19 protein-coding genes are annotated in these 25,440 nt (G+C 71.4%); 6 read left to right on the forward strand and 13 right to left on the reverse strand.

What is annotated here, in order from left to right; all coding sequences use genetic code 11:
• Positions 1 to 95 precede the first annotated feature (95 nt).
• From BM393_RS06720 to pdeM, 4 genes are read left to right on the forward strand one after another with little or no spacing between them, the layout of a single operon-like run.
• Positions 96 to 1,247: a ligase-associated DNA damage response exonuclease gene (locus BM393_RS06720; RefSeq protein WP_091723801.1), complete on the forward strand. Its 1,152-nt coding sequence runs from the start codon at positions 96 to 98 to the stop codon at positions 1,245 to 1,247.
• Positions 1,244 to 2,998 carry an ATP-dependent DNA ligase gene (locus BM393_RS06725; RefSeq protein WP_091723804.1) on the forward strand — a complete coding sequence of 585 codons (1,755 nt, stop codon included), beginning with the start codon at positions 1,244 to 1,246 and terminating at the stop codon, positions 2,996 to 2,998. Before BM393_RS06720 ends, BM393_RS06725 begins: the two co-directional genes overlap by 4 nt.
• Complete coding sequence (locus BM393_RS06730) at positions 2,995 to 5,673, forward strand: ligase-associated DNA damage response DEXH box helicase (protein ID WP_091723806.1); 2,679 nt, start codon at positions 2,995 to 2,997, stop codon at positions 5,671 to 5,673. Before BM393_RS06725 ends, BM393_RS06730 begins: the two co-directional genes overlap by 4 nt.
• Entirely contained in the window at positions 5,670 to 6,353 is a 684-nt protein-coding gene (gene pdeM, locus BM393_RS06735; RefSeq protein ID WP_091723808.1) for a ligase-associated DNA damage response endonuclease PdeM, read from the forward strand. The genes BM393_RS06730 and pdeM overlap by 4 nt, the downstream gene beginning before the upstream one ends.
• Before the next feature lie 114 nt (positions 6,354 to 6,467).
• Here pdeM and BM393_RS06740 read toward each other — a convergent pair whose 3' ends face one another.
• Positions 6,468 to 6,704, reverse strand: coding sequence for a hypothetical protein (locus BM393_RS06740; protein ID WP_091723810.1), 237 nt, complete (start codon positions 6,702 to 6,704; stop codon positions 6,468 to 6,470).
• Positions 6,705 to 6,858: 154 nt separating this feature from the next.
• On the opposite strand from BM393_RS06740, the gene BM393_RS06745 reads away from it, so the two are divergent.
• Entirely contained in the window at positions 6,859 to 8,988 is a 2,130-nt protein-coding gene (locus BM393_RS06745) for a hypothetical protein (protein WP_091723812.1), read from the forward strand.
• Between the two features lie 34 nt (positions 8,989 to 9,022).
• Here BM393_RS06745 and BM393_RS06750 read toward each other — a convergent pair whose 3' ends face one another.
• The 6 genes from BM393_RS06750 to BM393_RS06775 all read right to left on the reverse strand — a co-directional run bounded on the left by BM393_RS06750 (position 9,023) and on the right by BM393_RS06775 (position 16,996).
• A complete protein-coding gene (locus BM393_RS06750) occupies positions 9,023 to 9,571 on the reverse strand; it encodes an MgtC/SapB family protein (protein ID WP_091723814.1) in 549 nt (182 codons plus the stop codon).
• Positions 9,568 to 11,574: an ABC transporter ATP-binding protein/permease gene (locus tag BM393_RS06755; RefSeq protein ID WP_091723816.1), complete on the reverse strand. Its 2,007-nt coding sequence runs from the start codon at positions 11,572 to 11,574 to the stop codon at positions 9,568 to 9,570. Before BM393_RS06755 ends, BM393_RS06750 begins: the two co-directional genes overlap by 4 nt.
• Before the next feature lie 121 nt (positions 11,575 to 11,695).
• Positions 11,696 to 12,205, reverse strand: coding sequence for a hypothetical protein (locus tag BM393_RS06760; RefSeq protein ID WP_217648394.1), 510 nt, complete (start codon positions 12,203 to 12,205; stop codon positions 11,696 to 11,698).
• A 221-nt stretch (positions 12,206 to 12,426) separates the two neighbouring features.
• Entirely contained in the window at positions 12,427 to 13,602 is a 1,176-nt protein-coding gene (locus BM393_RS06765; protein WP_091723822.1) for an FAD-dependent oxidoreductase, read from the reverse strand.
• A 91-nt stretch (positions 13,603 to 13,693) separates the two neighbouring features.
• On the reverse strand, positions 13,694 to 14,779 hold the full coding sequence (locus BM393_RS06770; protein WP_091723824.1) for a serine hydrolase: 1,086 nt from the start codon (positions 14,777 to 14,779) through the stop codon (positions 13,694 to 13,696).
• A gap of 126 nt (positions 14,780 to 14,905) precedes the next feature.
• Positions 14,906 to 16,996, reverse strand: a complete 2,091-nt coding sequence (locus tag BM393_RS06775; protein WP_091723826.1) for an ATP-dependent helicase — start codon at positions 16,994 to 16,996, stop codon at positions 14,906 to 14,908.
• A gap of 103 nt (positions 16,997 to 17,099) precedes the next feature.
• Between BM393_RS06775 and BM393_RS06780 the strand changes: the two genes are divergently transcribed.
• Positions 17,100 to 17,936: a hypothetical protein gene (locus BM393_RS06780; protein ID WP_217648395.1), complete on the forward strand. Its 837-nt coding sequence runs from the start codon at positions 17,100 to 17,102 to the stop codon at positions 17,934 to 17,936.
• Positions 17,937 to 17,970: 34 nt separating this feature from the next.
• Here BM393_RS06780 and BM393_RS06785 read toward each other — a convergent pair whose 3' ends face one another.
• The 6 genes from BM393_RS06785 to BM393_RS06810 form a co-directional block, all read right to left on the reverse strand.
• Positions 17,971 to 19,038: an ABC transporter ATP-binding protein gene (locus BM393_RS06785; protein WP_091723828.1), complete on the reverse strand. Its 1,068-nt coding sequence runs from the start codon at positions 19,036 to 19,038 to the stop codon at positions 17,971 to 17,973.
• A 13-nt stretch (positions 19,039 to 19,051) separates the two neighbouring features.
• The gene (locus BM393_RS06790; protein WP_091723830.1) at positions 19,052 to 19,939 is read right to left on the reverse strand and encodes a carbohydrate ABC transporter permease; all 888 of its coding nucleotides are present in this window, start codon (positions 19,937 to 19,939) and stop codon (positions 19,052 to 19,054) included.
• A 25-nt stretch (positions 19,940 to 19,964) separates the two neighbouring features.
• A complete protein-coding gene (locus BM393_RS06795; RefSeq protein ID WP_091723832.1) occupies positions 19,965 to 20,843 on the reverse strand; it encodes a carbohydrate ABC transporter permease in 879 nt (292 codons plus the stop codon).
• A gap of 268 nt (positions 20,844 to 21,111) precedes the next feature.
• A complete protein-coding gene (locus tag BM393_RS06800) occupies positions 21,112 to 22,365 on the reverse strand; it encodes an ABC transporter substrate-binding protein (RefSeq protein ID WP_091723835.1) in 1,254 nt (417 codons plus the stop codon).
• A 96-nt stretch (positions 22,366 to 22,461) separates the two neighbouring features.
• Entirely contained in the window at positions 22,462 to 23,667 is a 1,206-nt protein-coding gene (locus tag BM393_RS06805) for a carbohydrate porin (RefSeq protein ID WP_091723837.1), read from the reverse strand.
• Positions 23,668 to 23,929: 262 nt separating this feature from the next.
• Positions 23,930 to 25,429, reverse strand: a complete 1,500-nt coding sequence (locus tag BM393_RS06810) for a sensor histidine kinase (protein WP_091723839.1) — start codon at positions 25,427 to 25,429, stop codon at positions 23,930 to 23,932.
• Between the last annotated feature and the right edge of the window lie 11 nt (positions 25,430 to 25,440).

The following is a 25,440-nucleotide window of genomic DNA, read 5'->3' on the forward strand; positions in this document are numbered from 1 at the left end:
CGCCGCGCGCGGATGGCGGGCGGGGGATGGCCGTCGGGCCGGACGCGGGCTCGTCCTACAGCGGCCGGCGCCGGTCCTGGCTAGCATCGGCCGACATGGGCCTGCCATCCAGCATCGAAGCGACCGGCGACGGGTCGGGGCAGGGCGACCTGGTGGTCGCCCGCCCCGAGGGGCTCTACTGCCCGCCCGGCGACTTCTACATCGACCCGTGGCGGCCGGTGGACCGCGCCGTGATCACCCACGGCCACAGCGACCACGCGCGCTGGGGCCATGCCCATTACCTGGCCCACCACGACAGCGCCGCCATCCTGCGGCGCCGGCTCGGCGAGGACATCACCCTGCAGACCCTGGCCTACGGCGAGGCCGTGGTGCACCACGGCGTGCGGCTGTCGCTGCATCCGGCCGGCCATGTGCTGGGCTCGGCGCAGCTGCGGCTGGAACATGGCGGCCGGGTCTGGGTCGCCTCGGGCGACTACAAGCTGGAGGCGGATGGCACCTGCGCGCCGTTCGAGCCGGTGCGCTGCGACACCTTCATCACCGAGTCCACCTTCGGCCTGCCCATCTACCGCTGGCCGTCGCAGGCGGCGCTGTTCTCGGAGATCGACGCCTGGTGGCGGCGCAATGCCGCGGCGGGACGCGCGTCGGTGCTCTACGCCTATGCGCTGGGCAAGGCGCAGCGGCTGCTGCATGGCGTGGATGCCTCGATCGGGCCGATCGTCAGCCATGGCGCGGTCGAGCCGCTGAATGCCGTCTACCGCGCCGCCGGCGTGCCCCTGCCGCCGACCTTCCATGCGGCCGACCCGGCGCTCGACAAGGCGGCGCTGTCGCGCGCGCTGGTGATCGCGCCGCCGTCGGCCGCGCGCTCGCCGTGGATGAAGCGCTTCGGCGCGGATCCGGCGGACGCCTTCGCCAGCGGCTGGATGCAGCTGCGCGGCACGCGTCGGCGGCGCGGCGTGGACCGCGGCTTCGTCGTCTCCGACCATGCCGACTGGCCGGGCCTGATGGCGGCCATCCGCGGCACCGGCGCCGAGCGCGTCTTCGTCACCCACGGCAGCGTGCCGGTGCTGGTGCGATGGCTCAACGAGCAGGGCCTGCAGGCGCAGGCCTTCGCGACCGAATACGGCCAGGAGGACGATGCCGTCGCCGACACCGCCGACACCGCCGACACCGCCGACACCGCCGACACCGCCGACACCGCCGGGCCCGCCGAGCCCGCCGAGCCCGCGGATGGAGCGCCGCCGTCATGAAGGCCTTCGCCGCGCTGTACCGCGAGCTGGATGCCTCGACGTCCAGCCTGGCCAAGCAGGCCGCGCTGCAGGCCTACCTGCGCGAGGCGCCGCCGGCGGATGCAGCCTGGGCGGTGTACTTCCTGGCCGGTGGCAAGCCGCGGCAGCTGGTGCCGACCCGCTTGCTGCGCGAGCAGGCGCGGCTGGCGGCCGGCCTGCCGGAGTGGCTGTTCGACGAGAGCTACGAGGCCGTCGGCGATCTGGCCGAGACGATCGCGCTGCTGCTGCCCGAGCCGACGGACATCGTCGAGCGCCCGCTGTCCGTGTGGATGACCGAGCATCTGCTGCCGCTGCGCGGCCAGCCGCCCGAGGCGCTCGCGCTGGCGCTGCAGAGCCAGTGGGCCTCGCTGGCGGTCGAGCAGCGCTTCGTCTACTTCAAGCTGATCACCGGCGCCTTCCGCGTCGGCGTGTCGAAGCTGCAGGTGACGCAGGCGCTGGCGGCGGTCGGCGGCGTGGATGCCAAGCTGGTCGCGCAGCGGCTGATGGGCTACACGCATGTCGGCGCGCGGCCGACCGCGGCGGACCATGCCGCGCTGGTCGCGCCGGCGCAGGCCACGGCCGGCGAGGGCGGCGCGCGCGGCCTGCAGCCGTATCCGTTCTTCCTCGCGCATCCGCTGGCCCTGCCGGTCGAGCAGTTCGACGCGGCGATCGGGCCGGCCGCGGACTGGCTGGTCGAGTGGAAGTGGGACGGCATCCGCGCGCAGCTGGTGCGGCGCGGCGGCGAGGTCGCGATCTGGTCGCGCGGCGAGGAGCTGGTCACCGAGCGCTTCCCCGAGCTCGCCGCGATGGGCGCGGCGCTGCCGGACGGCCTGGTGCTCGACGGCGAGATCCTCGTCTGGCGCGACGGCCGCGCCATGCCCTTCGCGGAACTGCAGCGGCGCATCGGCCGCAAGACGCTGGGCGCGAAGCTGCTGCGCGAGCTGCCGGTGGCGCTGTGCGTGTACGACCTGCTCGAGCAGGATGGCCAGGACCTGCGCGAGCTGCCGCAGCATGAGCGCCGCGCGCGGCTGGAGCGCCTGGTGGCCGAGCATCCGCTGCCGGGGCTCGAGCTCAGCCCGCTCGTGAGCGGCGCGGACTGGGCGGCGCTGGCGCGCCAGCGCGAGCAAGCAAGGGCGCTGGGCGTCGAAGGGATGATGCTCAAGCGGCGCGACGCGCGCTACGGCGTCGGCCGCACCAAGGACGTCGGCGTCTGGTGGAAGTGGAAGATCGATCCGCTGTCGGTGGATGCGGTGCTGATCTACGCGCAGCGCGGCCATGGCCGGCGCGCGAGCCTCTACACCGACTACACCTTCGCCGTCTGGAACGGCCCGCAGGAGGATCCGGCGCGCCAGCTGGTGCCGTTCGCGAAGGCGTATTCGGGCCTCACCGACGCGGAGATCCAGGCGGTCGACGCGGCGATCCGCCGCACTACGATCGAGAGCTTCGGCCCGGTGCGCAGCGTCACGCCGACGATGGTGTTCGAGCTCGGCTTCGAAGGCATCGCCCGCAGCGGCCGGCACAAGAGCGGCATCGCGGTGCGCTTCCCGCGCATGCTGCGCCGGCGCGAGGACAAGCCGGTCGAGGAGGCGGACACCTTGCAGACGCTGCAGGCGCTGCTGCCCGCCGGCGGCGGCGACGCGGCCCTCGTCCGCGCGGCGCCGCGGACGCCGCCGGCAACGGGCGCAGCGCCGGAGCAGGGCTCGCTCGAAGACGCGGACGAGGCCGCACCGTGAGCGTGTCGATCGACGCCTGGCTCGCCGCGCAAGGTTGGCGTTCTTTCCCGTTCCAGCGCCAGGTCTGGGACGAGATCGCGCGGGGCCGCAGCGGGCTGCTGCATTCGAGCACCGGCAGCGGCAAGACACTGGCGATCTGGCTGGGCGCGCTGGCCACGCTGCGCGAGGCCATCGGCGGCGAGGCGCGCCAGCACGGCGGCAAGGCCGTCGCGCCGCCGCTGACGGTGCTGTGGATCACGCCCATGCGCGCCCTCGCCGCCGACACGCTGCGAGCCCTGACGCGACCGATGGCGGCGTTCTGCCCGGGCTGGACGATCGGGCTGCGCAGCGGCGACACCAGCTCCGCGCAGCGCGCCGCGCAGGACCGGCGGCTGCCCACCGTGCTGGTGACGACGCCGGAAAGCCTGTCGCTGCTGCTGTCGCGGGCCGACGCGCGGGAGCAGCTCGGCCAGGTGCGGCTGGCGGTGGTCGACGAATGGCATGAGCTGATGGGCAACAAGCGCGGCGTGCAGACGCAGCTGGCGCTGGCGCGCCTGCGCCGCTTCAGGGCCGAACGCGGGGCCGGAAGCGGCGCGGCCCTGATGACCTGGGGCCTGTCGGCGACGCTGGGCAACCTCGACGAGGCGCTGCGGACGCTGCTCGGCACGGGCGCCGAGGGCGCCGCCACGGACGCCGTGCTGGTCCACGGCGAGACCGACAAGACCTTGGTCATCGACACGCTGCTGCCCGCCACCGCCGAGCGCTTCGCCTGGGCGGGCCACATGGGGCTGCGCATGCTGCCGCAAGTGGTCGAGGCGATCGAGGCCAGCGCCAGCTGCCTGGTCTTCACCAACATGCGCTCGCAGGCCGAGCGCTGGTACCGCGCGCTGCTGGAGGCGCGCCCCGACTGGGCCGGCGTGCTGGCGCTGCACCACGGCTCGCTGGACCGCGAGGTGCGCGAGTGGGTGGAGCTCGGCCTCAAGGAGGGCCGCGTCAAGGCCGCCGTGTGTACCTCCAGCCTGGACCTGGGCGTGGACTTCCTGCCGGTCGACCGCGTGCTGCAGATCGGTTCGGCCAAGGGCGTCGCCCGGCTGGTGCAGCGCGCGGGGCGCTCCGGCCACGCGCCGGGCCGGCCGTCGCGGATCACGTTGGTGCCCACGCACAGCCTCGAGCTGGTCGAGGCCGCCGCCGCGCGCGCGGCGGTGCGCGCCGGCCGCATCGAGGCCCGGCACAGTCCGCGCGAGCCGCTGGACGTGCTGGTGCAGCACCTGGTCACGGTGGCGCTGGGTGGCGGCTTCGAACCGGACGCGCTGCTGGCCGAGGTCCGCGGCACCGTCGCCTACGAGGCACTGGGCGACGCGAACTGGCGCTGGGCGCTGGACTTCGTGCGCCAGGGCGGGGCCTCGCTGACCGCCTACCCGGACTACCACCGCGTCGTGCCCGACGAGCACGGCGTCTGGCGCGTGCCGGACGCGCGGCTGGCGCGACGCCACCGCGTCAACATCGGGACCATCGTCAGCGACGCGTCGATCAGCGTGCAGTACCTGGGCGGCGGCAAGCTGGGCAGCGTCGAGGAAAGCTTCATCGCGCGGCTGCGCCCGGGCGATGCCTTCATGTTCAGCGGCCGCCTGCTGGAGCTGGTGCGGGTCGAGCAGATGACGGCGCTGGTGCGCCGCGCCACCGCCGGGCGGGCCGCGCTGCCGCGTTGGAACGGTGGCCGCATGCCCTTGTCCAGCACGCTGGCCGATGCGGTGCTGCGCGAGCTGGCCGAGGCCGACGCGGGCCGCTTCGATTCGCCCGAGATGGCCTGCGTGCGCCCGCTGATCGACATCCAGCGGCGCTGGTCCGGCGTGCCCGCGCCCGACGTACTGGTGGCGGAGACGTTGAAGTCGCGCGAGGGCTGGCACCTCTTCCTCTACCCCTTCGCCGGCCGGCAGGTGCACCTGGGCTTGGCCGGCCTGATCGCCTGGCGCGCGGCGCAGCCGGAGACCGGCACCTTCTCGATCGCGCTGAACGACTATGGCATCGAGCTGCTCAGCGCCAAGCCCATCGACTGGGCCGAGCGGCTGCCGGGCCTGCTCAGCGTGCCGCCGCTGGAGACGCTGCTGCACGAGGTGCTGGCCAGCCTGAACGCGACCGAGCTGGCGCGCCGCCGCTTCCGCGAGATCGCGCGCATCGCCGGGTTGATCTTCCAGAGTCACCCCGGCGAACGCCGCAGCAACCGGCAGCTGCAGGCCTCCGCTACGCTGTTCTTCGAGGTCTTCCAGCAGCACGACCCCGGCAACCTGCTGCTGGCGCAGGCCGAGCGCGAGCTGCTGACGCAGGAGCTCGACGTGCGCCGCCTGGCCGAGGCGCTGGGCCGGATGGCGGGGCAGACGCTGCAGGTGCATGCGCTGCGCAGGCCCACGCCGCTGGCGTTTCCGCTGATGGTCGAGCGCTTCCGCGAGAAGCTCAGCAACGAGTCGCTGGGGGATCGCATCGCGCGCATGGTCTCGGAGCTCGAGCGCAGCGCCGGCGGGGAGGCGGTCGGCACCGCGCGCGAGCCGGCCGAGCGCGCGCTGGCGGTGTTCGCGAAGCAGGATTCGCCGCAGTTCGCGATCGCGACGGTGCAGGAGTCGCTCGCGCTGGAAGCTCGCGGCGAGGCGCCGCCGGCGCGTCGGCGGCCGCGCGGCGAGCGGGCGAGGCGAGGGCGATGACGCCGGACATCGATGCGCCGGTGGGGGCGCTCGCGACGACGCTGGCCGGCGAGCGCGTCTGGCTGCTGCCCGAGCGCGCGCTCTGGTGGCCGGCGGCGCGCACCGTTTTCGTCGCCGACGTGCATCTGGGCAAGGCCGCGAGCTTTCGCGCGCTCGGCCAGCCGGTGCCCGCGGGCACCACGCGCGACAACCTCGATCGGCTGAGCGCGCTGGTCGACGGCGTGCGGGCCGCCCGGCTGGTGGTGCTGGGCGACTTCCTCCACGCCGCCGCCGCGCGGCAGGCCGGGGTGCTGGATCCGGCGCACCGCTGGCGCGAACGCCATGCGGGGCTCGACTGCCTGCTGATCCGCGGCAACCACGACAGCCATGCGGGGGATCCGCCGGCGACGCTGCGATTCGAGCTCGCGGATGAGCCGCGTCGCCTCGGGCCCTTCGCGGCCTGTCATCACCCGCGGCGGGTGGCGCAGGCCTATGTGCTCGCGGGTCACCTGCATCCCGCGATGACGCTGCATGGCCGCGCGCATGAACGTCAGCGGCTGCCGTGCTTCTGCGAGGTGGAGGGGCTCATGATCCTGCCGGCGTTCGGCGCGTTCACCGGGACCACCGTGGAGGGGCTGCCGCCTGGGGCCAGGTGTCATGCCGTCGGGGGGGGCGCGGTGTGGGCCGACCCTCACCCCTGACCCTCTCCCGCAAGCGGGAGAGGGAGCCTTCAGCGGCGCGGCGCGCGCGAGGCGGATGACGCCCGGGGTGGCGAGGGGGTGATGAGGGGGTGATGAGGCAGGCGACGTGGCGTGTCAGGGCTGGAAGCCGCCGACGTCGGTGTGGAAGTCGCCGATCTCGGTCCATTCCTGCAGGTTGGCTGGCACGGCGAAACGCTCGGCCAGCGCTTTCGCGGCTTCCTCCGCCGTCGCGAAGGAATCCCCCCACGGCATGCTGTCGTGCTTCACCCGCCAACGCCGTGACAGCCGCGGCTTGATCGTGAATGTGCCCTCCAGACTCTGGAAGACGTATGAGACGGTATCGAGGTCCATGCTGAGCTCCGGAGCGCCTCCGACCCGGCGACCCTAACCCACCGGGCGGCAACTGTCATTCCCGAGTCGCGGATGCGGGGGACGGTCCGGCACTCGCACGGGCGCAGGGCGGCGTGCCGGCGGCGGCATGTCGCTTGCCGCATCCTGCGCACCCATGACACACCCCTGGCGATTCTTCCGGGCGGGCGGCGCCGATCAGGCACGCATCGACACCGCCGACGACCTCCTCCATCTCCGTGACCTCGACCAGAAGCGCTGGGTCGCGCTGGCCTGTCCCACGCGCGGCCTCGAATTCGACGAACGCACCCTCGACCTGATCGACCTCGATCGCGATGGCCGCATCCGCGCGCCGGAGCTGATCGCCGCCTGCGAATGGGTCGGCGCGCGGCTCAAGGACTGGCAGCCGCTGCTGCGCGGCGAATCGCGGCTGGCGGCGGCGTCGCTGTCCGACACCGAGGAGGGACGGGCGCTGGCCGAGGAGCTGCAACGCACGCTGGCGCTGGCGGGACAGGCCGCGCCGGCCGAGCGGTCCGACATCGGCCTGGACGAGATCCGCGAGCGCCAGTCGCACCTCGTCGCGGAGCGGCACAACGGCGACGGCATCGTGCCGGTCGCGGCCTTCGAGGACCCGACCGACCGCGCGCTGGCGCAGGCCGTCGCCGACGCGTTGGGCGCGGTCGCCGATGCCGGCGGCGAGCCCGGGATCGACGAGACGCGCATCCAGGCCTTCTTCGACCAGGCCGCCGCGGTGCAGGCCTGGCATGCCGAGGGCGAGGCTGACTGCGCCGGTCGACGCGCCGCGGCCATGGCGGTGCAGGCGGTCCACGACAAGGTGGAGGACTTCTTCGCCCGCTGCCGGCTGGCGAGCTACGACGCCAGCGTCGCCGCGACGCTCAACGCCACCGAACCCGAGCAGCTCAAGCAGCATGCGGCCGGCCTGCTGTCGCTGGAGTCGGGACCGCTGAAGCAGCTGCCGGCGGCGCCGGTCGCGGCGGGCGCGGCGCTGCCGCTCGACGCGCGCGCGAATCCCGCCTGGCGTGCGGCGCTGGCGGCCTTGCGCGAGCAGGCGGTGCGGCCCTTGCTCGGACGCGATGCCGACGAACTCGTCGAAGCGGACTGGCGCGCGCTGAAGGAGCAGGTCCAGGCCTGCCGCGAATGGCTCAAGCGCCAGCCCACCGGGCCGGTGGCCGCGCTCGGCGTGGAGGCGCTGAGCGCGCTGGCGGGCGCTCAGCCGGAGGCGGCCCGCGCCCGGCTGCTGGCGCAGGTGGTGGAGGACCGCGCGGCCGCGCCCCGGCACGCGGCGCTCAACGACCTCGAGAAGCTGCTGCTGCTCCAGCGCGATCTGCTGCGGCTGGCGCGCAACTTCGTCTCCTTCGAGGACTTCTACGAAGGCCGCGGCGCGGTCTTCCAGGCCGGCACGCTGTTCATCGACGGTCGCGCGTGCGAGCTCGCCGTGGAGGTCGTGGATCCCGCGCGGCACGCGCCCATCGCGGGCCTGGCCAAGGCCTACCTCGCGTACTGCGAGTGCGTGCGGCTCAACCAGAAGCGCACCATCGTCGCGGTGGTCAGCGCGGGCGACGTCGACTTCCTCTTCGTTGGCCGCAACGGGCTGTTCTACGACCGCGAGGGCCACGACTGGGACGCGCGCATCGTCAAGGTGATCGAGAACCCGATCAGCGTCGGACAGGCCTTCCTGTCGCCCTACAAGAAGCTGGTGCGACTGGTCGAGGAGCAGGTGGCCAAGCGCGCCGCCGCCAGCGATTCGACGCAGCAGGGGCGCCTGGGCCAGTGGGCCGGGCGCATCGCCACGGTGGACCAGCCCGCGGCCGCGCCGGCGACGACTGGCGCGGCGGGCGTTCCGCCGGCCGGACTGCCGGCCGGACTGCCGGTGCCGGGGCGGCGGGTGGACGTCGGCACCGTCGCCGCGATCGGCGTCGCGCTGGGCAGCATCAGCACGGTGATCGTCGGCATCTTCGGCCGCTTCGTCGACCTGGGCTGGTGGATCCCGCTCGCGGTGCTGGGCATCGTGCTGTCGATCTCCGGGCCGAGCATGCTGATCGCCTGGCTCAAGCTGCGCCAGCGCAGCCTCGGACCCATCCTGGATGCCAGCGGCTGGGCCATCAACAACCGAATGAAGCTGAGCACGCGCCTGGGCGGCTCGCTCACGAAGCGGCCGCAGCCGGTGCCGCACGCGGTGAAGCTGCAGGAGATGCGGCGCACCGCGCGTGACGGCACCCGGCCAGCGGGCGCGCCGTCGGTGGCGGTGTCGGAACCCTCGCTGTAGCGCCAGCCGCCGCGTCCCCGGTCCGCGGCGACGATCAGTCGTCACGCGGCGACGCTCGCCGGTCGTCGCCGCGCGCGTCTTCGCGACGCCCACCGTCATCCTGGGGATACGGCCGGGTGAACAGTGGCAGCACGGCCAGGATCAACAGCGCGAGCAGCATGCTGAACACTGCGGTGGCCTCGCGCCCGAGGCCGCAGGCGATGCCGATGGCGGCCGTCATCCAGATGCTGGCGGCAGTGGTCAGGCCGTGGACCTGTTCCTCGTCCTTGAGCTTGAGGATGGCCCCCGCGCCCAGGAAACCGATGCCCGCGATGACGCCTTGCAGCACGCGGCTCATGTCGGGCATCGGCATGCCGCCCTGTTGCGGCACCAGCACGAACAGCGCCGCGCCGAGCGAGACCAGCATGTGCGTGCGAATGCCCGCGGCCTTGCCGTGGTGCTCGCGCTCGTAGCCGAGGATGCCGCCCAGCAGCGCGGCCAGCAGCAGCCGCACGGCGATGCGGGTGATCTGCGCGGCATCGGGCAGGTCCGAGAACTCGGACCGCAGTGTGTCGACGATCTCGGTCCAGGTGTCGGCGCTCATGGCGGCTCCTTGGCGCACGGCGCCGAGCCGGGCCGCGTCGCGGTCAGGGCGTCCGACGCGGGCGCGGCGACCGGCGCCGCAGCCTGGGCGGTCTGCGCGGTCTGCGCGGCGGCGGCCTCGGCTTCGGCTTCGGCTTCGGCTTCAGCGGCATCGAAGTCGTAGCCCTCGGCCGCGTGCAGCTGCCAGGCGCCGCCGCCGGTCAGGCGCAGCACGTGCGTGTGATGCCGCAGCACGCCGTGGCGGTGGGCGATGCTGACCAGCGTGACGCCGTCGCGGCACAGGCGCTCATAGAGGCGGCGCTCGTTGCCGCTGTCCAGCGCGCTGGTCGCCTCGTCGAGGATGACCATCCGAGGCCGGCGCACCAGCACGCGCGCGAAGGCGAGCCGCTGCTGCTCGCCCATGGACAGCAGCTTGTCCCAGTCCTGCGTGGCGTCCAGGCCGCCGACGCGCTCGGCGAGCTCCGGCAGGCCGACCTCGTCGAGGATCGCGCGCAGCGCGTCGTCGTCCAGCCCGGTCGCCGTGTCGGGATAGATCATCTGGCTGCGCAGCGTGCCCGGCTGCAGGTAGGGGCGCTGCGGCAGGAAGAAGACCTCCTCCAGCGGCGGATGCTCGATGGTGCCCTCGCCGCAGCGCCACAGGCCGGCGATCGCGCGCAGCAGCGAGCTCTTGCCGCAGCCGCTGACGCCGGTGATCAGCAGGCTCTCACCGGGCTGCAGCGCGACGTTGAGCTTCTCGACCAGCAGCCGGTCGAACTGCGGCGTGTACAGCGTCAGGTCGCGCAGCGCGAGCTGGTCCGCGTGGCTCGTCACGATGCGTTCGCGCTGGCGCTCCGCCCGGGGCTTGCGCTGATGCATCACGTCCGACAGCGCATGCAGCCGGTCGATGCCCGCGACGAAGCGGCTCAGGCTCTCGAAGTTGTCGACGATCAGGGACACCGCCGTCAGCACCGCCGCGAAGGCGCCGGCCGCCTGGACGGCGGCGCCCACCTCCAGATCGCCCGACAGCACGCGCTCGGCCAGGATCACGCTGGGCACGACCAGCGTCAGCTGGCTGAAGCCGCGCTGGAAGAGGTTGAGCGAGCGCTGCTTGCGGATCAGCTTCCAGTAGTTCTGGTAGACGGACTCGAAGCGGCCTTCGATGTGGGCGCGCTCCTGCGGCTCGCCGCGGTAGAAGGCGATGGATTCGGCGTTCTCGCGCAGCCGCATCAGGCCGAAGCGGAAGTCGGCCTCGCGGCGCAGCTGCCAGAAGTTCAGCTGGATCAGCGGCGAGCCGAAGACATACAGCGCCAGGAAGGTGCCCACCGTCGCGTACACCGCCAGGAAGGCCACCAGCACCTTGGACAGCGACCACAGCACCGCGCAGAAGGCCACCAGCTGCATCGCCGAGCCCAGCATCAGCAGCAGGAAGTGGGTGGAGCGGCCGGTGAAGGTGTTGATGTCCTCGGAGATGCGCTGGTCGGGGTTGTCGATGTCGCCGGCGGCGCCGGTGCCGATCTCGTAGTACTTGCGGCCGTCGAGGTAGCCGTCGAGGAAACGGCCGGTGAGCCAGCGGCGCCAGTGGTTGGAGAAGGCGTCCCGCATGTAGTAGTAGAAGGCGTACACCGGCACGGCGAAGGCCAGGACGATGAGGCTGTCGCGCACGGCGGTCCAGAAGCGGGAGTGGTTGCGTTCGGCCAGGGCCGAGGTCAGCTCGCCGGTCTTGGCGTTGAGCAGCACCGCGAGCTGGGTCTCGCACAGCATCAGCACGATCAGGAGCAGCAACAGTCCCCAGGCGGCCTTGCGCTGGTCGCCGAGCCAGTAGGGCTTGGCGATCTGCAGGAACTGGCGCCAGGCGGCCGCGGAGAGACGCGGTGGCCGACGGCGCCGGCGCTTGGGCGCCGCAGTGGTGGAGGGCGCGGGAGCGGTCGTCGCGGAGGCGGTCGCCGCGGAAGGTGAACGGGCGCTCGAAGCACCCGGAGGGCCGGACGGCGGCAGGTCCGTCGCGGGAGTGGAGGGAGACACCATGAGGTCGGAACCCGGTCTGCCGAGATGGCTAGACGGTAGCTCCGACGGGTCATGGGGCGGGTAGGACGAGGCCTACTGGCGGTGACGGAGGAGGGCGCGTGGCGTGGGGCCGCGGGCGGGCTCACGAGAGCATCCGGGAGACGATGATCGCCAAACCCGAGGAGCTGGCCGCCGAGCCGGCGAACCACTTCAGCAGGCGCGCGTCCGACGCAAGCCCGGCGTTGTTGACGCGCTCGTTCAGCGTGTTGAAGCGCTCGCAGAGCGGAGCCACCGCAGCGGACACGCAGGAGTGGACCGTGCTGGCGATCTCGGCACGCATCTCCTGAAGGTGCTGCTGTGTTTCCCTGCGGAAGGCGTCGAGTTGCTGCTGCGACTCCCTGCGGAAGGTGTCGAGCTGCTGCTGCGAATCCTTGCGGAACGTGTCGAGTTGCTGCTGCGATTCCTTGCGGAAGGTCTCGAGTTGCTGCTGCGAATCCTTGCGAAAGGTCTCGAGTTGCTGCTGCGAGTCCTTGCGCAGCGCATCCACCTGGTCGCGCGATTCGATGCGCACGGCGTCGATCGAGGTCTTGAGCTCACGGACGTCGCCGCGCAGTTCGTGGATGTGGACGGAGTGCTCATCCAGACGATGCATGAGCAGCGGGAAGTCAGGATGCCAAGAGGGCTGTGGCTTGGCGGTCGGATAGGGAGAGCGGTGATGCATGCGCGGGTTCCTGTTGAGAGGGGAGGAACCAGCGATGCTAGGTCGGCGTCGGCATGGCCCGGTGTGGCGGCGAGGTCAAAGGTCCGAGGTCCTTGATCGACCTCAACGCATCGCGTCACGAGCGCGTTTCGTGGGAACGTCCGCGACGCGGCTCAGGCGAACAGAGCGGCCAAGCGCGCGACGGCGGCCTCGCTCATCGCCCGATCGATGCTGCGGTCCGGGTTGTTGAAGTCGTGCTCGCCCTGGGCCTGGACCAGCAGGCCGTCACGCCGCGGCACGACCATCAGGTTGTGCCCGCGCCAGGCGACCATGTAGTCCACCTCCGGTTGCGGCACCAGCCGCGCGATCTGGCCGCGCACCGGGATCAGCGTGTCATCGCGGAACAGCGCCCGCGCGCCGTAGCCGGTGCAGTTGACGATCGTGCGCTCGGGCAGGCCGGCCAGATCGCGCGCGTCGTTGAAGTCCCGGGTGACGATCTCGCCGCCTTCGCGGAAGAAGTCTTCCATCAGCAGCCGCTGGTAGGGGCGGATGTTGAAGGTCATCTGGGTGAAGCGGCGCGCATGCGGCACCGGGAACGGGTGCTGCGCCGGGCTCAGCGGCGCGGAGCGCGGATGCAGGTCGGGGATGAGGTCCAGCAGCTCGGGATAGTCGGGCTCGGCCGGGCCGCCATGGCCGCCCTGTCCGGCGGGCAGCGGTTGGTCGAAGGGCAGGTCGGACAGCACATAGCCGTCGCGCCATTCAACCGGCGCGCCGGGCAACCCGAGTTGGTCCTGCCAGGCCCGGAAACTGTGGCGGGCCATGCGTTCCCACATCGCGTTGAAGGCCGGCGTCGCATGCTCGGCCGTGACCACGCGCGAGTCGGGCGACCACATGCCGGTGGCGAAGGTGGAGGCCACCGCGGGCGGGCGCTCGCGGCAGTAGATGCGCACCCGAAGGCCGGCGCGCTGCGCCACGCGCGCGGTGGTCAGGCCCACCGCGCCGCAGCCGATCACGGCGATGCGCCGCTCCCCGGTGCGACGGATCAAGGGCAGCGCCCCCAGCGTCGCCGAGCCCCAGGAGAGCGACCAGCCCGCGCCGCCGTGGCCGTAATGGTGGATGACGGTCTTGCCGTGCAGTCGCTGCGCCTCGATGCGCGGCCCCTGGGCCCGGAACGGGCGGGTGCAGACGGTGATGTCGACGATGCGGTCCGCCGACACCCGCATGCGCGCGGGCCTTGGCGGCTCGGCGAAGGGCAGGCGATCGGCGGGCGGCGGCGCGTCCGCTTGCGCGGCGAGCGGCCATGCGGCGGCCCAGGCGCTGGCGGCGCCGAGCCAGTGGCGGCGATTCATGGGGAACTCCTTGTATCGCCGGTCCCAGCCGGCGGAGGCGATCGAATGCGGCGGTGATCGGCTGGTCCGCGTCCGCAGGGACGCGGCCTCGTCAGACCGCGGCGATCTTGGCGAGGGACTTGCGGATCGCGGCGGCGTCGCGCAGTCGCTGCGCGGAGCCGTCCGCGTCGAGCAGCACGACGGTGATGGTCTGGCCGCCGCTCTTCATGCGCATCGCCAGGCAGCGGCCGGCTTCTTCGGTGTAGCCGGTCTTGGACAGGCGGATGTCCCAGCCCTTGGCGCCGACCAGGTGGTTGGTGTTGCGCAGCTCGCGCGGCCGGCCGTTGACCTCGACCTCGCTGGACTTGTCGCTGCTGATGCGCGCGATCACCGGATAGCGGGCCGCGGCGGCGGCGATGCGGGCGACCTCGGCGGCCGTCGAGGTGTTGTGGGGTGACAGGCCGGTCGGATCGGCCAGCGCCGTGTGCGACAGGCCCAGCGCCCGGATCTTGGCGGCGACCGCCGCCTCGTAGGCCGGCAGCCCGCCGGGGAAGTGGCGCGCCAACGCCGAAGCCGCGCGGTTCTCGGACGAGATCAGCGCCAGCTCCAGCGCCGCCTCCCGGCTCATGGTCGCGCCCACGCGCACCCGCGAGCGGCTGTGCTTGAGGCGGTCGACGTCGGCGTCGTCGATGCGGATCTCCTCGTTCATGTCCTGCTTGGCGTCCAGCACCACCATGGCCGTCATCAGCTTGGTCAGCGAGGCGATGGGCACGACGGTGTCGGCATCCTTGGCCATCAGCACGCGGCCGCTGTCGTCGATCACCAGCATGTGGCGGGCGTTGACCGGCAGCTTCATCAGCGGTTCGTCGACCGGCGTGGCGGGCGACACCGGAGCCGCGGCGGTCTGCGGTGCCTGGCCGGCCGACGGCGCCGAGGCCATCGGTGCCGGCACCGCGGGCGTCACGACGCCGGTCGGTCCGATCGCGGCCGAGGTGGGCGCGGTCGTGGGGACGACGACCTCGGGGTCGTCGCTGGCGGCCTGCACGATCAGACTGCCGCAGGTCAGGGCCAGGGCCGGCAGCGCGAGGCGCCAGTTGGTGTGGGCGAGGGTGCGGAGGACGGTGTGGCGGATCGACACGGCGGTGGGCGGCAGGCGTGACAGGCGGGCAGGGCCGGGGAGGGCGTCGGGGTCAGGCATTGACCGGCGGGAAGTTTAAGTGCTGCGCGCCGGGCGTCCATCGGCGCGTGCCGTAACGTGCGTTACGCGTGCGCTGCGCTTTTCGTCCTGCGACGCACCAGCCGCTCGCGGGCGCCCAGGAGGAACTCAGTCCCAGACCTTGCGCAGCCTCGCCGCGACGTCCATCGCGGGCTTGACCAGTTCCGGCAGCGCCGCCTGCGTCTGGTTGGCCGGCCCCAGCTTGTCGAAGTGGCGCACCACCTTGCCGGGCAGGAAGCGCGACACGCTCGCGTAGAGGTGGCGGTCGCCGTGCCGCGTCTGCTGCGTGACGTAGAAGCGCTGCGGCACCATCACCGCCAGGTGCTCCTTCGCCCGCGTCATCGCGACGTACAGCAGCCGCCGTTCCTCCTCGATCTGCGCCTGCGCGCCGGTGCTCAGGTCCGACGGCAGGCAGCCGTCCACGCAGTTCAGCAGGTAGACCGCGTTCCACTCCTGCCCCTTGGCCGAATGGATGGTCGACAGGATCAGGTAGTCCTCGTCCTTCAGCGGGACGCCGGATTCGTCGCTGCTCGCCTCGGGCGGGTCCAGCGTCAGCTCGGTCAGGAAGCGCTCCCGCGAGCCGTAGCCCTGCGCGATGCGTGCGACCTGTTCCAGGTCGGCCAGGCGCACCGGTGCGTCGTCGTGCAGCCGCTCCAGGTGGGGCGCGTACCACTCCACCACCGACTCCAGGTCCATCGGCCACTGCGGATCGCCGATGAGCCCGGCCAGCAGGTCGCGCAGCGCCGACCATGACGCGGCCGCGGCGCGGGGCGGCTCGAATGCGCGCAGCGCCTGCACCGGGTCCGCCGCGGGCGACATCGCGTCGATCAGCCGACGCGCGCTCGCCGGCCCGAAGCCGGGCAGCAACTGCGCGACGCGGAATCCCGCCAGCCGCCCGCGCGGGTTCTCGGCCCAGCGCAGCACGCTCAGCACGTCCTTCACATGCGTGCTCTCCAGGAATTTCAGGCCGCCGAACTTGACGAACGGGATGTTGCGCCGCGTCAGTTCCAGCTCCAGCGGCGCGGCGTGGCTCGAGGTGCGGAACAGCACCGCCTGGCGCTTCAGCCGCAGGCCCTGCTCGCGCCGCTCGAGCACCTTGTCGGCGACCCATTGGGCCTGGCGCGCCTCGTCGTCGACCGTCACCAGCTGCGGCCGCTCGGTCGAGGCCTTGTCGGTCCACAGCCGCTTCTCGTGCCGCTCGCGGGCCATCGCGATGACCGCGTTGGACGCGTCCAGGATCGGCTGCGTGGAGCGGTAGTTGCGCTCCAGCGCGATCACCCGCGCGGGCGGGTCGAACTGGACCGGGAACTCGAGGATGTTGCGCACCTCGGCCGCGCGGAACGAGTAGATCGCCTGCGCGTCGTCGCCCACCACCGTCAGGTGCTCGCCGCGTGGCTTGAGCCGGCGCAGGATCGTCGCCTGCAACCGGTTGGTGTCCTGGTACTCGTCGACCAGCACATGCTGGAAGCGCTCCCCGAGCTCGGCGGCCAGGCCGTCGTCGCTCATCAGCTCGGCCCAGTAGAGCAGCAGGTCGTCGTAGTCCAGCAGCTGCTGGCGCTGCTTGTCCTCGACGTAGGCCTTGAACAGGCGCTTGAGCCCGTCATGCACCGGGAAGCACCAGGGGAAGTGGTCCTGCAGCACCTGGTCCAGCCGCGCCTCGCTGTTGACGACGCGCGAATAGATCGTCAGGCAGGTGGCCTTGAGCGGGAAGCGCTCGGTGGTCTCGGCCAGGCCCAAGGCCTGCCGCTGCAGGCCCATCAGGTCCTCGGCGTCGGCGCGGTCGAGGATGGTGAAGTTGGGCGCGAGGCCGATGCGATGGGCGTATTCGCGCAGCAGGCGCGCGCCCACGCTGTGGAAGGTGCCGGCCCAGGGGAAGCGCGGCGGCGCCTGCGTGGCGCCCAGGCCGAGCGCGCGATGCAGCATGCGGCCGGCGCGGCGTTCCATCTCGCCAGCGGCACGGCGGGAGAAGGTCAGCAGCAGCAGGCGCTGCGGGTCCGCGCCTGACTGGATCAGGCGCGCGACGCGCGCTGCCAGCGTCTTGGTCTTGCCCGAGCCGGCGCCGGCGATCACCAGCAGCGGGCCGTGCCCGGGAACGCCGTGTCCATCGAGGCCGTGCTCGACCGCCGAGCGCTGCTCGGGATTCAGGTCGGCGAAGACGTCGGCCGCGCGGGGCGGGGCGTCGGCAAGGGCGGCACACATGGGGCGGCATCATAGCTGTATGCAAAAACAGTGAATGGCCGGGGCCACGTGGTCCCGGGGGTACGCGCATTGCCCGAGCGGAGCAAACTCCCCGCCTACTGCCATGCATCAAGTGCTTGTCCTCCTCGCCGCCCTGGCCATGCCCCTCGTGGCCTGGGCCACGCAGCGCGGCGTCTTCGGCCCCGACAACGGCACGATCTCGGATCGTTATCCGACCCTGCTCGTCGCCGACGGCTACGCCTTCTCCATCTGGGGCGTGATCTTCCTGCTCGACCTCGTTGCCGCGGCCTGGCTGCTGCGCGGCCAGCCGGTGCCCGACCGGGAAGGGGATCGCGATTCCCATCGCTGCCACTGGCTGGTGGTCGCCGGCTTCGCGCTCACCGCGAGCTGGATGATCGTGTTCTCCCAGCAATGGTTCTGGCTGGCGCTGGCCATCATCTGGCTGGCGCTGATCAGCCTGCTGTGGGCGCTGATGCTGCTGGCGCGGGCGGTGCCGCGCGGCGCGCCCTCATGGCTCGCGGTGCTGCCGCTGGCGCTGCATGCCGGATGGCTGTCGCTGGCGGCGTTCCTGAACACCGCGCAGGTGATCGTCGCGCAGCAGTTGCTGCCCACCGTCGATCAACTGCCGTGGACGCTGGTGCTGTGGGCGCTCGCCGCCTTGCTGCTGCTGGTGGCGAATGCGCGGTTGCATGCGCCCGGCACCGGACCCGCGGCGCTGGCCTTCGCCGCGGCGGCGGTCTGGGGCCTGGTCGGGGTCTACCTGAAGCAGCGGTCCTCGCCGATGACGGGGGCGGACACGTCCGCCTGGGTCGCGCTGGGGCTCGCCGCGGCGCTCGTGGCGCAGACGGTCTGGCTGCGCCTGCGGCCGCCGGGTCCGAACAGCCCGAGCCGCTCCGGCGGCACGAACGATCCGAACGCCCGGACGACCCGAGCGGCTTGAACGGCCGCCCTGAACGACCGGCCCGCCGGTCCGATCACGCCAGGCGGCGCTCGTCCTTCGCGTCGAACAGGTGCGCCGACTCCGCCGCCCATTGCAGCCGCACCGCATCACCGACGTTGAGGTGAGGATTGCCCGCCACGCGGGCGGTCATCGGGCCGGTCGGGGTGTCGACCAGCAGGTAGGTCTCCGGGCCGGTGGGCTCGCTCATCTTCAGCACGCCGGGCAGGCCGCCGTCGTTGCCGTCGGCGAGCCGGATGTGTTCCGGTCGCACGCCGTAGAGCACCTCGCCGGTAGCGCCGATCGCCGCCTGCTGCGCCGCGTTCACCGGCATGGCCTGGCCGCTGGCCGCCAGACCGGCGGCGCCGCGCTGCGCGCTGACGAAGTTCATCGTCGGCGAGCCGATGAACTCGGCCACGAAGCGGTTGGCCGGCCGCGTGTAGATCTCCTCCGGCGTGCCGAACTGCTGCACCAGGCCATCGCGCATCACCGCGATCCGGTCGCCCAGCGTCATCGCCTCGACCTGGTCGTGGGTGACGTAGACGGTGGTGGTCTTCGTGCGCTGGTGCAGCAGCTTGATCTCGGCGCGCATCTCGATGCGCAGCTTCGCGTCCAGGTTGGACAGCGGTTCGTCGAACAGGAAGAGCTTGGGATCGCGCGCCAGCGCCCGGCCCATCGCCACGCGCTGGCGCTGGCCGCCGGAGAGCTGCCCCGGCTTGCGGTCCAGCAGGTGGCCGATCTGCAGCATCTTCGCCACGCGCTGCACCGTCTCGTCGCGCTGCGCCTTGGGCACCTTGCGCATCTCCAGGCCGAAGGCGATGTTCTGCGCGACGTTCATGTTGGGATAGAGCGCGTAGCTCTGGAACACCATCGCGATGTCGCGGTCCTTGCTCGGCGCGTAGGTGACGTCGCGGTCGCCGATGTGGATCGAGCCCGAGGTCGGATGCTCCAGCCCGGCGATCATCGCCAGCAGCGTGGACTTGCCGCAGCCCGAGGGGCCGACCAGGATCAGGAATTCGCCGGCCTCGATCGACAGATCGATGCCCTTGAGGATGTCGGCCGAGCCGTAGCTCTTGCGGACCTGAGAAATGGCGAGCGCGCCCATGCGTTGACTCCTCTTAACCCTTGACGGCGCCGGCGGTGAGCCCGCGCACGAAGTACTTGCCCGCGACGATGTAGACCACGAGCGTCGGCAGCGCGGCGATCAGCGCCGCGGCCATGTCCACGTTGTATTCCTTGACCGAGCTGGACGTGTTGGCCAGGTTGTTCAGCCCGACCGTGATCGGCTTGCTGTCCGCGCCGGAGAACACCACCCCGTACAGGAAGTCGTTCCAGATCGAGGTGAACTGCCAGATCAGCGTCACGACCAGGATGGGCGTGGACAGCGGCACCACGATGCGCCAGAAGATCTGCCAGAACGAGGCGCCGTCCAGCGTCGCGGCCTTGATCAGCTCGTCGGGCAGGCCGGCGTAGTAGTTGCGGAAGAACAGCGTGGTCGAGGGCATGCCGGCCAGGATGTGGACCAGGATCAGGCCCCACACCGAGCTCGCGATGCCCAGCGTGCCCAGCACCTGGCTCATCGGCAGCAGCACGACCTGCATCGGCATGAACACGCCGAACAGCAGCAGCCCGAACAGCAGCTCGCTGCCGCGGAAGCGCCACTTGGTGAGCACGTAGCCATTGATCGCGCCGAGCGCCGTCGAGATCAGCACGGCCGGCACCACCATCAGCACCGAGTTCATGAAGAAGGGCTTGAGCCCGCCGCAGTCGGTGCCGGTGCAGGCGCTGTGCCAGGCCTTGGACCAGGCGTCCAGCGAGGGGCTCAGCGGCACCGACAGCAGCGTGCCGGTGCGCACCTCGTCCATGCTCTTGAGCGAGGTGCTGACCATCACGTACAGCGGCAGCAGGAAGAAGAAGGCGAAGACCAGCAGCACGGCCCACAGCAGCAGGCGCTGCGCGGTCAGGTGCCGGGATCCGGCCGGGGAGGGGGAAAGGGTGTGGCTCATGTCGCGTCGCTCGTCCCGCACGGGATCACTGCTTCGAGCGGAGCTCGGAATAGAGGTAGGGAACGACGATGGCCGCGATCGTGGCCAGCATCACCGTGGCGCTGGCCGCGCCCAGGCCGATCTGGCCGCGCGAGAAGGCCATCGTGTACATGAAGGTCGCCGGCAGGTCGGTGGCGTAGCCGGGACCGCCCGCGGTCAGCGCCATCACCAGGTCGAAGCTCTTGATCGCGATGTGCGCCACGACCATCAGCGTCGAGAAGAACACCGGGCGCAGCGTCGGGATGATGATGCGCCAGTAGATGCGCGGCAGCGATGCGCCGTCGACCTGCGCGGCCTTGATGATCGAGTCGTCGATGCCGCGCAGCCCCGCCAGGAACAGTGCCATCACGAAACCCGCCGACTGCCACACGCCCGCGATGACCACGCAGTAGATGGCCATGTCCGGGTCGACCAGCCAGCCGAAGCTGAAGGACTCGAAGCCCCACTGCTGCATCAGGTGCTCGATGCCCAGGCCCGGGTTGAGGATCCACTTCCACGCGGTGCCGGTCACGATGAAGGACAGCGCCATCGGGTACAGGTAGACCGTGCGCAGCACGCCTTCGCCGCGGATCTTCTGGTCCAGCAGGATGGCCAGCAGCAGGCCCACGGCCATCGCGCCGCCGATGAACAGCGCGCCGAAGATGCCCAGGTTGGTCAGCGCGAGCCACCAGCGCTCGTTGTCGAACAGCGCGCGGTACTGGTCCAGGCCGACGAACTCGTAGTTCGGCAGCAGCCGCGACGCGGACAACGACAGGTAGCCGTTCCACGCCATCAGGCCGTAGATGAAGAGGAAGGAGATCAGGAAGGTCGGCGCGACCACCAGCTTGGGAAGCCAGGGACTGCGGGGGGCTCGGGAGGCGGACATGCGGTGCGGACCTGCAGGGCGCCGGCGTGGCGCGTGGGAAGGATGGAAGGCAAACGGCCAAAGATCAAGGACCTGGGCCCAAGGCCCAAGGCCCAGGACCAGGACCAGGACCAGGACCAGGACCAGGGACCAGGTACCAGGTACCAGGGACCAGGACCAAGGACCAAGGACCAAGGACCAAGGACCAAGGACCGACGAGCGGAGCCGGAAGACTCCCTCTCCCGCTTGCGGGAGAGGGCAGGGGTGAGGGTCTTCGCGGCCCCCCGGCTTACTTGGTCTTCGCCGCCGCGGCCAGGCGCGCCTGCGCGTCCTTGGCGGTCATCTTGTCGCTGTTCCAGAACTGGCTGACGACGTCCTTCATCGCGCCCTCGGCGGCCGCGGGGACCGCCATGCCGTGCGCGATCGACGGCACCAGGGTGCCGGACTTGGCATCGGCGGCGAAGTCGGTGGCCGACTGCTTGGCGCAGTCGTCGAACTTGTCCATCTTCATGCCGGTGCGCACCGGGATCGAGCCCTTGTTCAGGTTGAACAGCTCCTGGAACTCCGGCGACATGATCGCGGTGGCCAGGTCCTGCTGGGCCTTCTCGTTGGCGGCGTTCTTCAGCTTGAACAGCGCGAAGGAGTCGATGTTGAAGGTGAAGGCCTTCTGCGTGCCGGGGGCGGCGGTGCAGGTGAAGTCCTTGCCCGGCGCCTTGCCCGCGGCGATGAACTCGCCCTTGGCCCAGTCGCCCATCAGCTGCATGCCGGCCTCGCCCTTGATCACCATGGCGGTGGCCAGGTTCCAGTCACGCCCGGGGGCGTTCTTGTCGGTGTAGTCCTTGATGCGCTTGAAGGTGGTGAGCACCTTCTCCATCTGCGGGCCGGTCAGCGTGGCCGGATCGAGCTGCACCAGCGCCTTCTTGTAGAAGTCCACGCCGCCGACGCCCAGCGCCACCGATTCGAAGACGGTGAAGTCCTGCCAGTTCTGGCCGCCATGCGCCACCGGGATGATGCCGGCCTTCTTCAGCGCCTCGGCGGTGACGAAGAACTCGTCCCAGGTGGTGGGCAGCTTGGCGCCGGCCTTCTTCAGCGCCTCGGGGTTGGCCCACAGCCAGTTCACGCGGTGCACGTTGACCGGCGCGGCGATGTAGTGGCCCTTGTACTTCATGATGTTGGCGACCACCGGCGGGATCACCTCGTCCCACTTGCCGGCCGCGGCGACGGCGTCGACGTTGGTCAGCACGCCTTCGGCCGCCCATTCCTGCAGCGACGGGCCCTTGATCTGCGCGGCCGCCGGCGCGTTGCCGGACACCACGCGCGACTTCAGCACCGTCATGGCCGAGTCGCCGCCGCCGCCGGCGACCGCGAAGTCCTTCCAGGTGTGGCCCTGCTTCTGCAGCGTGGCCTTGAGCGCGGTGGCGGCCTTGGCCTCGCCGCCGCTGGTCCACCAGTGCAGGACCTCGACCTCGCCGGCCTGCGCCGCGCCGGCGGCCATCAGCGCGCACAGCGCCGCGGCCTGGGAAAGTTGCTTGAGCTGGGTCATTCCGTTGTCTCCGTGTCGTCGGGAAGTTGGAGCGAATGTTGTCATGCGAGGCCGCGGGAGCGGGCTGCCGCCCCCGGGCGCGTCATCGGTGGGATATCAGAACCAGACTTCGACCTGCGCGCCGAAGCTGGTGCCGGAGGTCTCGCCGTCGTAGCCGGCCACGCCGGTCACGTTGCCGGCGGCCTTGTTCCACTTGGCGTGGGTGACATAGAGGCGGAACTCGGGGCGATCCATCAGCGCCGGGCCGGTGGACAGCGTCGGCGCGAAGGTCACCTTGGTCAGGCGCGCGCGCTGGCCGCCGTCGGGCTTGTATTGCGACACGCCGGCTTCGGTGAGCAGCTTGAAGTTGCGGGTGACCCCGTAAGACACGCGACCGCCGATGGAGGTGGACACCGTCGCCTTGCCGGCGTTGTCCTTCTCGTTGGCCCACAGCAGCATGCCCATGCCGCCCCAGGCGCCCTGCTGGAAGTTGACCGACTCGACGACGCGGAACTTCTTCGCCGCGGAGGTGTCGGTCTGGTTGCCGAAATTGGAGTTCAGCCCGGTCGAGCCCTGCGCGTACTGCACCCACAGCACGTTGTTCAGCGAGGTGCCGAACAGCTTGCTCTGCACATGCTTGGCGGCCAGGCCCCAGCCGTTGGTGCCGCCGGCGAACTGCGACTTGGTGGCCGTGCCGAAGAAGGCCAGCGTGCCGTCGGTGTTGGTCGGGATGTCGACGTACTCGACGTTGCCGCGATGGCCGGGGCGCTGGTTGGTGTCCTTGTCGTTGGTGTAGTAGGCGACGCCGAGCTTGCCCGGGCCGACCGGGATGCCCTTCATGCCGGCGCCGATGCCGGCCATCTCGGTGAAGTAGGTGTCGACGATGTGGACGTCGCCGCGGCGGCCGCGTTCCTTGCCGGCCCAGACGGTGGCCTCGGGCAGGAAGTCGAAGCCCTTGGCCTCGACATACATCTGCGCCAGGCGCAGGTGCTTGGCGTCGTCGGCGTCGGAATGCGGGTTCCAGTAGTCGGTCATCAGCACGACCTTGTAGTCGATGCCGTCCTTCTTGAAGCCTTGCGCGAGTTGGAACTCGCCGTAGATGTCGCACTCGTTGCCCAGGCGGTACTTCATGCCGCTGGTGCCGCCATTGAGGGCGTAGCAGGCGCGGCTGGCGCCGCCGTCGGTGGTGCCGCCCGGGCCGGCGCGCAGGTAGCCGGTGTAGTCCAGGGCGTGGGCGGAGCCCGCGGCCAGCAGCAGGCCGGCGGCGGTGGAGAGCGTGGCGCGAACGCCAGGGATGCGCGCGGCGCGCGGGGTGCAGGTCATGTTCAGTCTCCGGTGTGGGTCCGAGGAACGGCGCTCCGGGCGTGCTCCGTTAATCGGACGTTTATCTTTCTTGCATGCGGGCTGAACTTTAATTTTCCATTAATGAAACTATATTGGTGCTTACCACTAGCGCCGTGGTGCGTGAAATCCGTGTAGGCGGGCGAACAGCGCTCGGCGGGGTCGGGCTGGTGCGTGGGGGCGGATGGCGGTGCGGCCGAGGCGCCTGAGACGCCTAAGGCGGTCGCAGTGGCTGCCGTGGCCGTCAGGCCGCGATCGGCAGCTGGATCGAGACGCGCAGTCCGCGCGGTCGGGCGGTGGACAGCCCGATGCGGCCGCCGTGGCGCTCGACGATCTCCTTGACGATCGCCAGGCCCAGGCCGCAGCCATTGCCCTCGTGGGTGGCGCGGAAGAAGCGCTCGAAGACCTGCTCACGCAGGGCCTCGGGGACGCCCGGGCCGTTGTCGGTGACGACGAGTTCCGCGTGATCGCCCGCCTCGTGCACCTGCACCGTCACCCGCGCGCCGCGGCCGGCGTAGCGCAGGGCGTTGTCGATCAGGTTGACCAGCGCCTCGCGCAGCAGCAGCGGGATGCCGACGACCGCCACCGGCCGCCCGGGCGCGCCGTCGGCGTCGTCGGTCTCCGGCCCCGCGCCATGCCGATCGTCGAGCTGCGATGGAGAGGTGCACTCCGGATCGCTGTCCGGCCCGTCGTAGCCCAGGTCGACGTTTTGCTGCAGCGCGCGCGGCACCAGCTCGGCGGTGACCTCGCGGGCCAGGCGGCCCAGGTCGAAGCGCACCGGCGTCTGGCGCTGCAGCGACTCCGGCTCGGTGCGCGCGAGCGCGAGCAGCTGGTTCACGAGATGCGCGCTGCGGGAGGCGCCTTCATGCACGCGCGCCAGCCGCATCGTCAGCGGACCGGGCGGCGCCTCGGCGAGCGCGAGTTCGCTCTGGCTCTTGAGGCCCGCCAGCGGCGTGCGCAGCTGATGGGCGGCGTCGCTGATGAAGCGGCGCTGGGCCTCGACGTTGTGGCTGACGGCCTCGAGCAGATCGTTGATGGCCTGCGCGAGCGAGCGCAGTTCCTGCGGCGCGGCATCGAGCTCGATGGGCCGCAGGTCGTTGGGCTTGCGGCCCTCGACCAGCCGGCGCAGCCGCGCGATCGGCGCCAGGCCCGCTCCGACGCCGGCCCACACGATCATGCTCATCAGCACGATCAGGACCGACAGCGGCAGCATCGTGTCGATCAGCAGCCGGCGCGCGAGCAGCTCGCGGTTGGCGCTGGAGCGCGCCACCTGCACCAGCATGGTCTGCTGGGCGCGGGGGTTTTCGCCGAACTGCAGGTACAGCGCGGCCACTCGCACCGGCGAGACGGCGCGGGCGCCGTCGGACTCGATCTCGCCGTCGTAGAACTGGGCCTGGCCCAGCGGCGGGCTGGCCGGCATCGCCGGCGGACTGGGCAGGTTGCGGTTACCCAGGATGAACTGGCCCGGCGGCGAGCTGACGGTGTAGAGCAGCTTGTCGCTCGGGTCGGCCTCGAGCACGTCCTGCGCGGCGCGAGGGAAGTCGATCAGCAGCCCGTTGCCCATCGGCTTGACTTGGCGCGCGAGCGAGCGCGTGGCCTGCAGCAGCGCCGCGTCGACGGCCTCGTTGGCGTAGCGGCCGGCGAGCCGGTAGCTGAAGACCGCACCGGCCAGCCACAGCACCACCTGCGGCAGCAGCAGCCACAGCAGCAGCTGGCGCTTGAGCGAGAACCGCGAGGGGCTCATGGCGCGCGGGT

Origin of the sequence: Mitsuaria sp. PDC51 (assembly GCF_900113225.1) — a bacterium.
Lineage (GTDB): Bacteria > Pseudomonadota > Gammaproteobacteria > Burkholderiales > Burkholderiaceae_C > Roseateles.

What these genes read in the sequence shown, in the direction of transcription:
- BM393_RS06755 (WP_091723816.1), bottom strand. Translation starts at nt 11,574, where the DNA reads ATGGTGTCTCCCTCCACTCCCGCGACGGACCTGCCGCCGTCCGGCCCT.
- BM393_RS06765 (WP_091723822.1), bottom strand. Translation starts at nt 13,602, where the DNA reads ATGAATCGCCGCCACTGGCTCGGCGCCGCCAGCGCCTGGGCCGCCGCA.
- pdeM (WP_091723808.1), top strand. Translation starts at nt 5,670, where the DNA reads ATGACGCCGGACATCGATGCGCCGGTGGGGGCGCTCGCGACGACGCTG.
- BM393_RS06780 (WP_217648395.1), top strand. Translation starts at nt 17,100, where the DNA reads ATGCATCAAGTGCTTGTCCTCCTCGCCGCCCTGGCCATGCCCCTCGTG.
- BM393_RS06720 (WP_091723801.1), top strand. Translation starts at nt 96, where the DNA reads ATGGGCCTGCCATCCAGCATCGAAGCGACCGGCGACGGGTCGGGGCAG.
- BM393_RS06745 (WP_091723812.1), top strand. Translation starts at nt 6,859, where the DNA reads ATGACACACCCCTGGCGATTCTTCCGGGCGGGCGGCGCCGATCAGGCA.
- BM393_RS06795 (WP_091723832.1), bottom strand. Translation starts at nt 20,843, where the DNA reads ATGTCCGCCTCCCGAGCCCCCCGCAGTCCCTGGCTTCCCAAGCTGGTG.
- BM393_RS06750 (WP_091723814.1), bottom strand. Translation starts at nt 9,571, where the DNA reads ATGAGCGCCGACACCTGGACCGAGATCGTCGACACACTGCGGTCCGAG.
- BM393_RS06770 (WP_091723824.1), bottom strand. Translation starts at nt 14,779, where the DNA reads ATGCCTGACCCCGACGCCCTCCCCGGCCCTGCCCGCCTGTCACGCCTG.
- BM393_RS06805 (WP_091723837.1), bottom strand. Translation starts at nt 23,667, where the DNA reads ATGACCTGCACCCCGCGCGCCGCGCGCATCCCTGGCGTTCGCGCCACG.
- BM393_RS06760 (WP_217648394.1), bottom strand. Translation starts at nt 12,205, where the DNA reads ATGCATCGTCTGGATGAGCACTCCGTCCACATCCACGAACTGCGCGGC.
- BM393_RS06790 (WP_091723830.1), bottom strand. Translation starts at nt 19,939, where the DNA reads ATGAGCCACACCCTTTCCCCCTCCCCGGCCGGATCCCGGCACCTGACC.
- BM393_RS06775 (WP_091723826.1), bottom strand. Translation starts at nt 16,996, where the DNA reads ATGTGTGCCGCCCTTGCCGACGCCCCGCCCCGCGCGGCCGACGTCTTC.
- BM393_RS06740 (WP_091723810.1), bottom strand. Translation starts at nt 6,704, where the DNA reads ATGGACCTCGATACCGTCTCATACGTCTTCCAGAGTCTGGAGGGCACA.
- BM393_RS06725 (WP_091723804.1), top strand. Translation starts at nt 1,244, where the DNA reads ATGAAGGCCTTCGCCGCGCTGTACCGCGAGCTGGATGCCTCGACGTCC.
- BM393_RS06810 (WP_091723839.1), bottom strand. Translation starts at nt 25,429, where the DNA reads ATGAGCCCCTCGCGGTTCTCGCTCAAGCGCCAGCTGCTGCTGTGGCTG.
- BM393_RS06785 (WP_091723828.1), bottom strand. Translation starts at nt 19,038, where the DNA reads ATGGGCGCGCTCGCCATTTCTCAGGTCCGCAAGAGCTACGGCTCGGCC.
- BM393_RS06800 (WP_091723835.1), bottom strand. Translation starts at nt 22,365, where the DNA reads ATGACCCAGCTCAAGCAACTTTCCCAGGCCGCGGCGCTGTGCGCGCTG.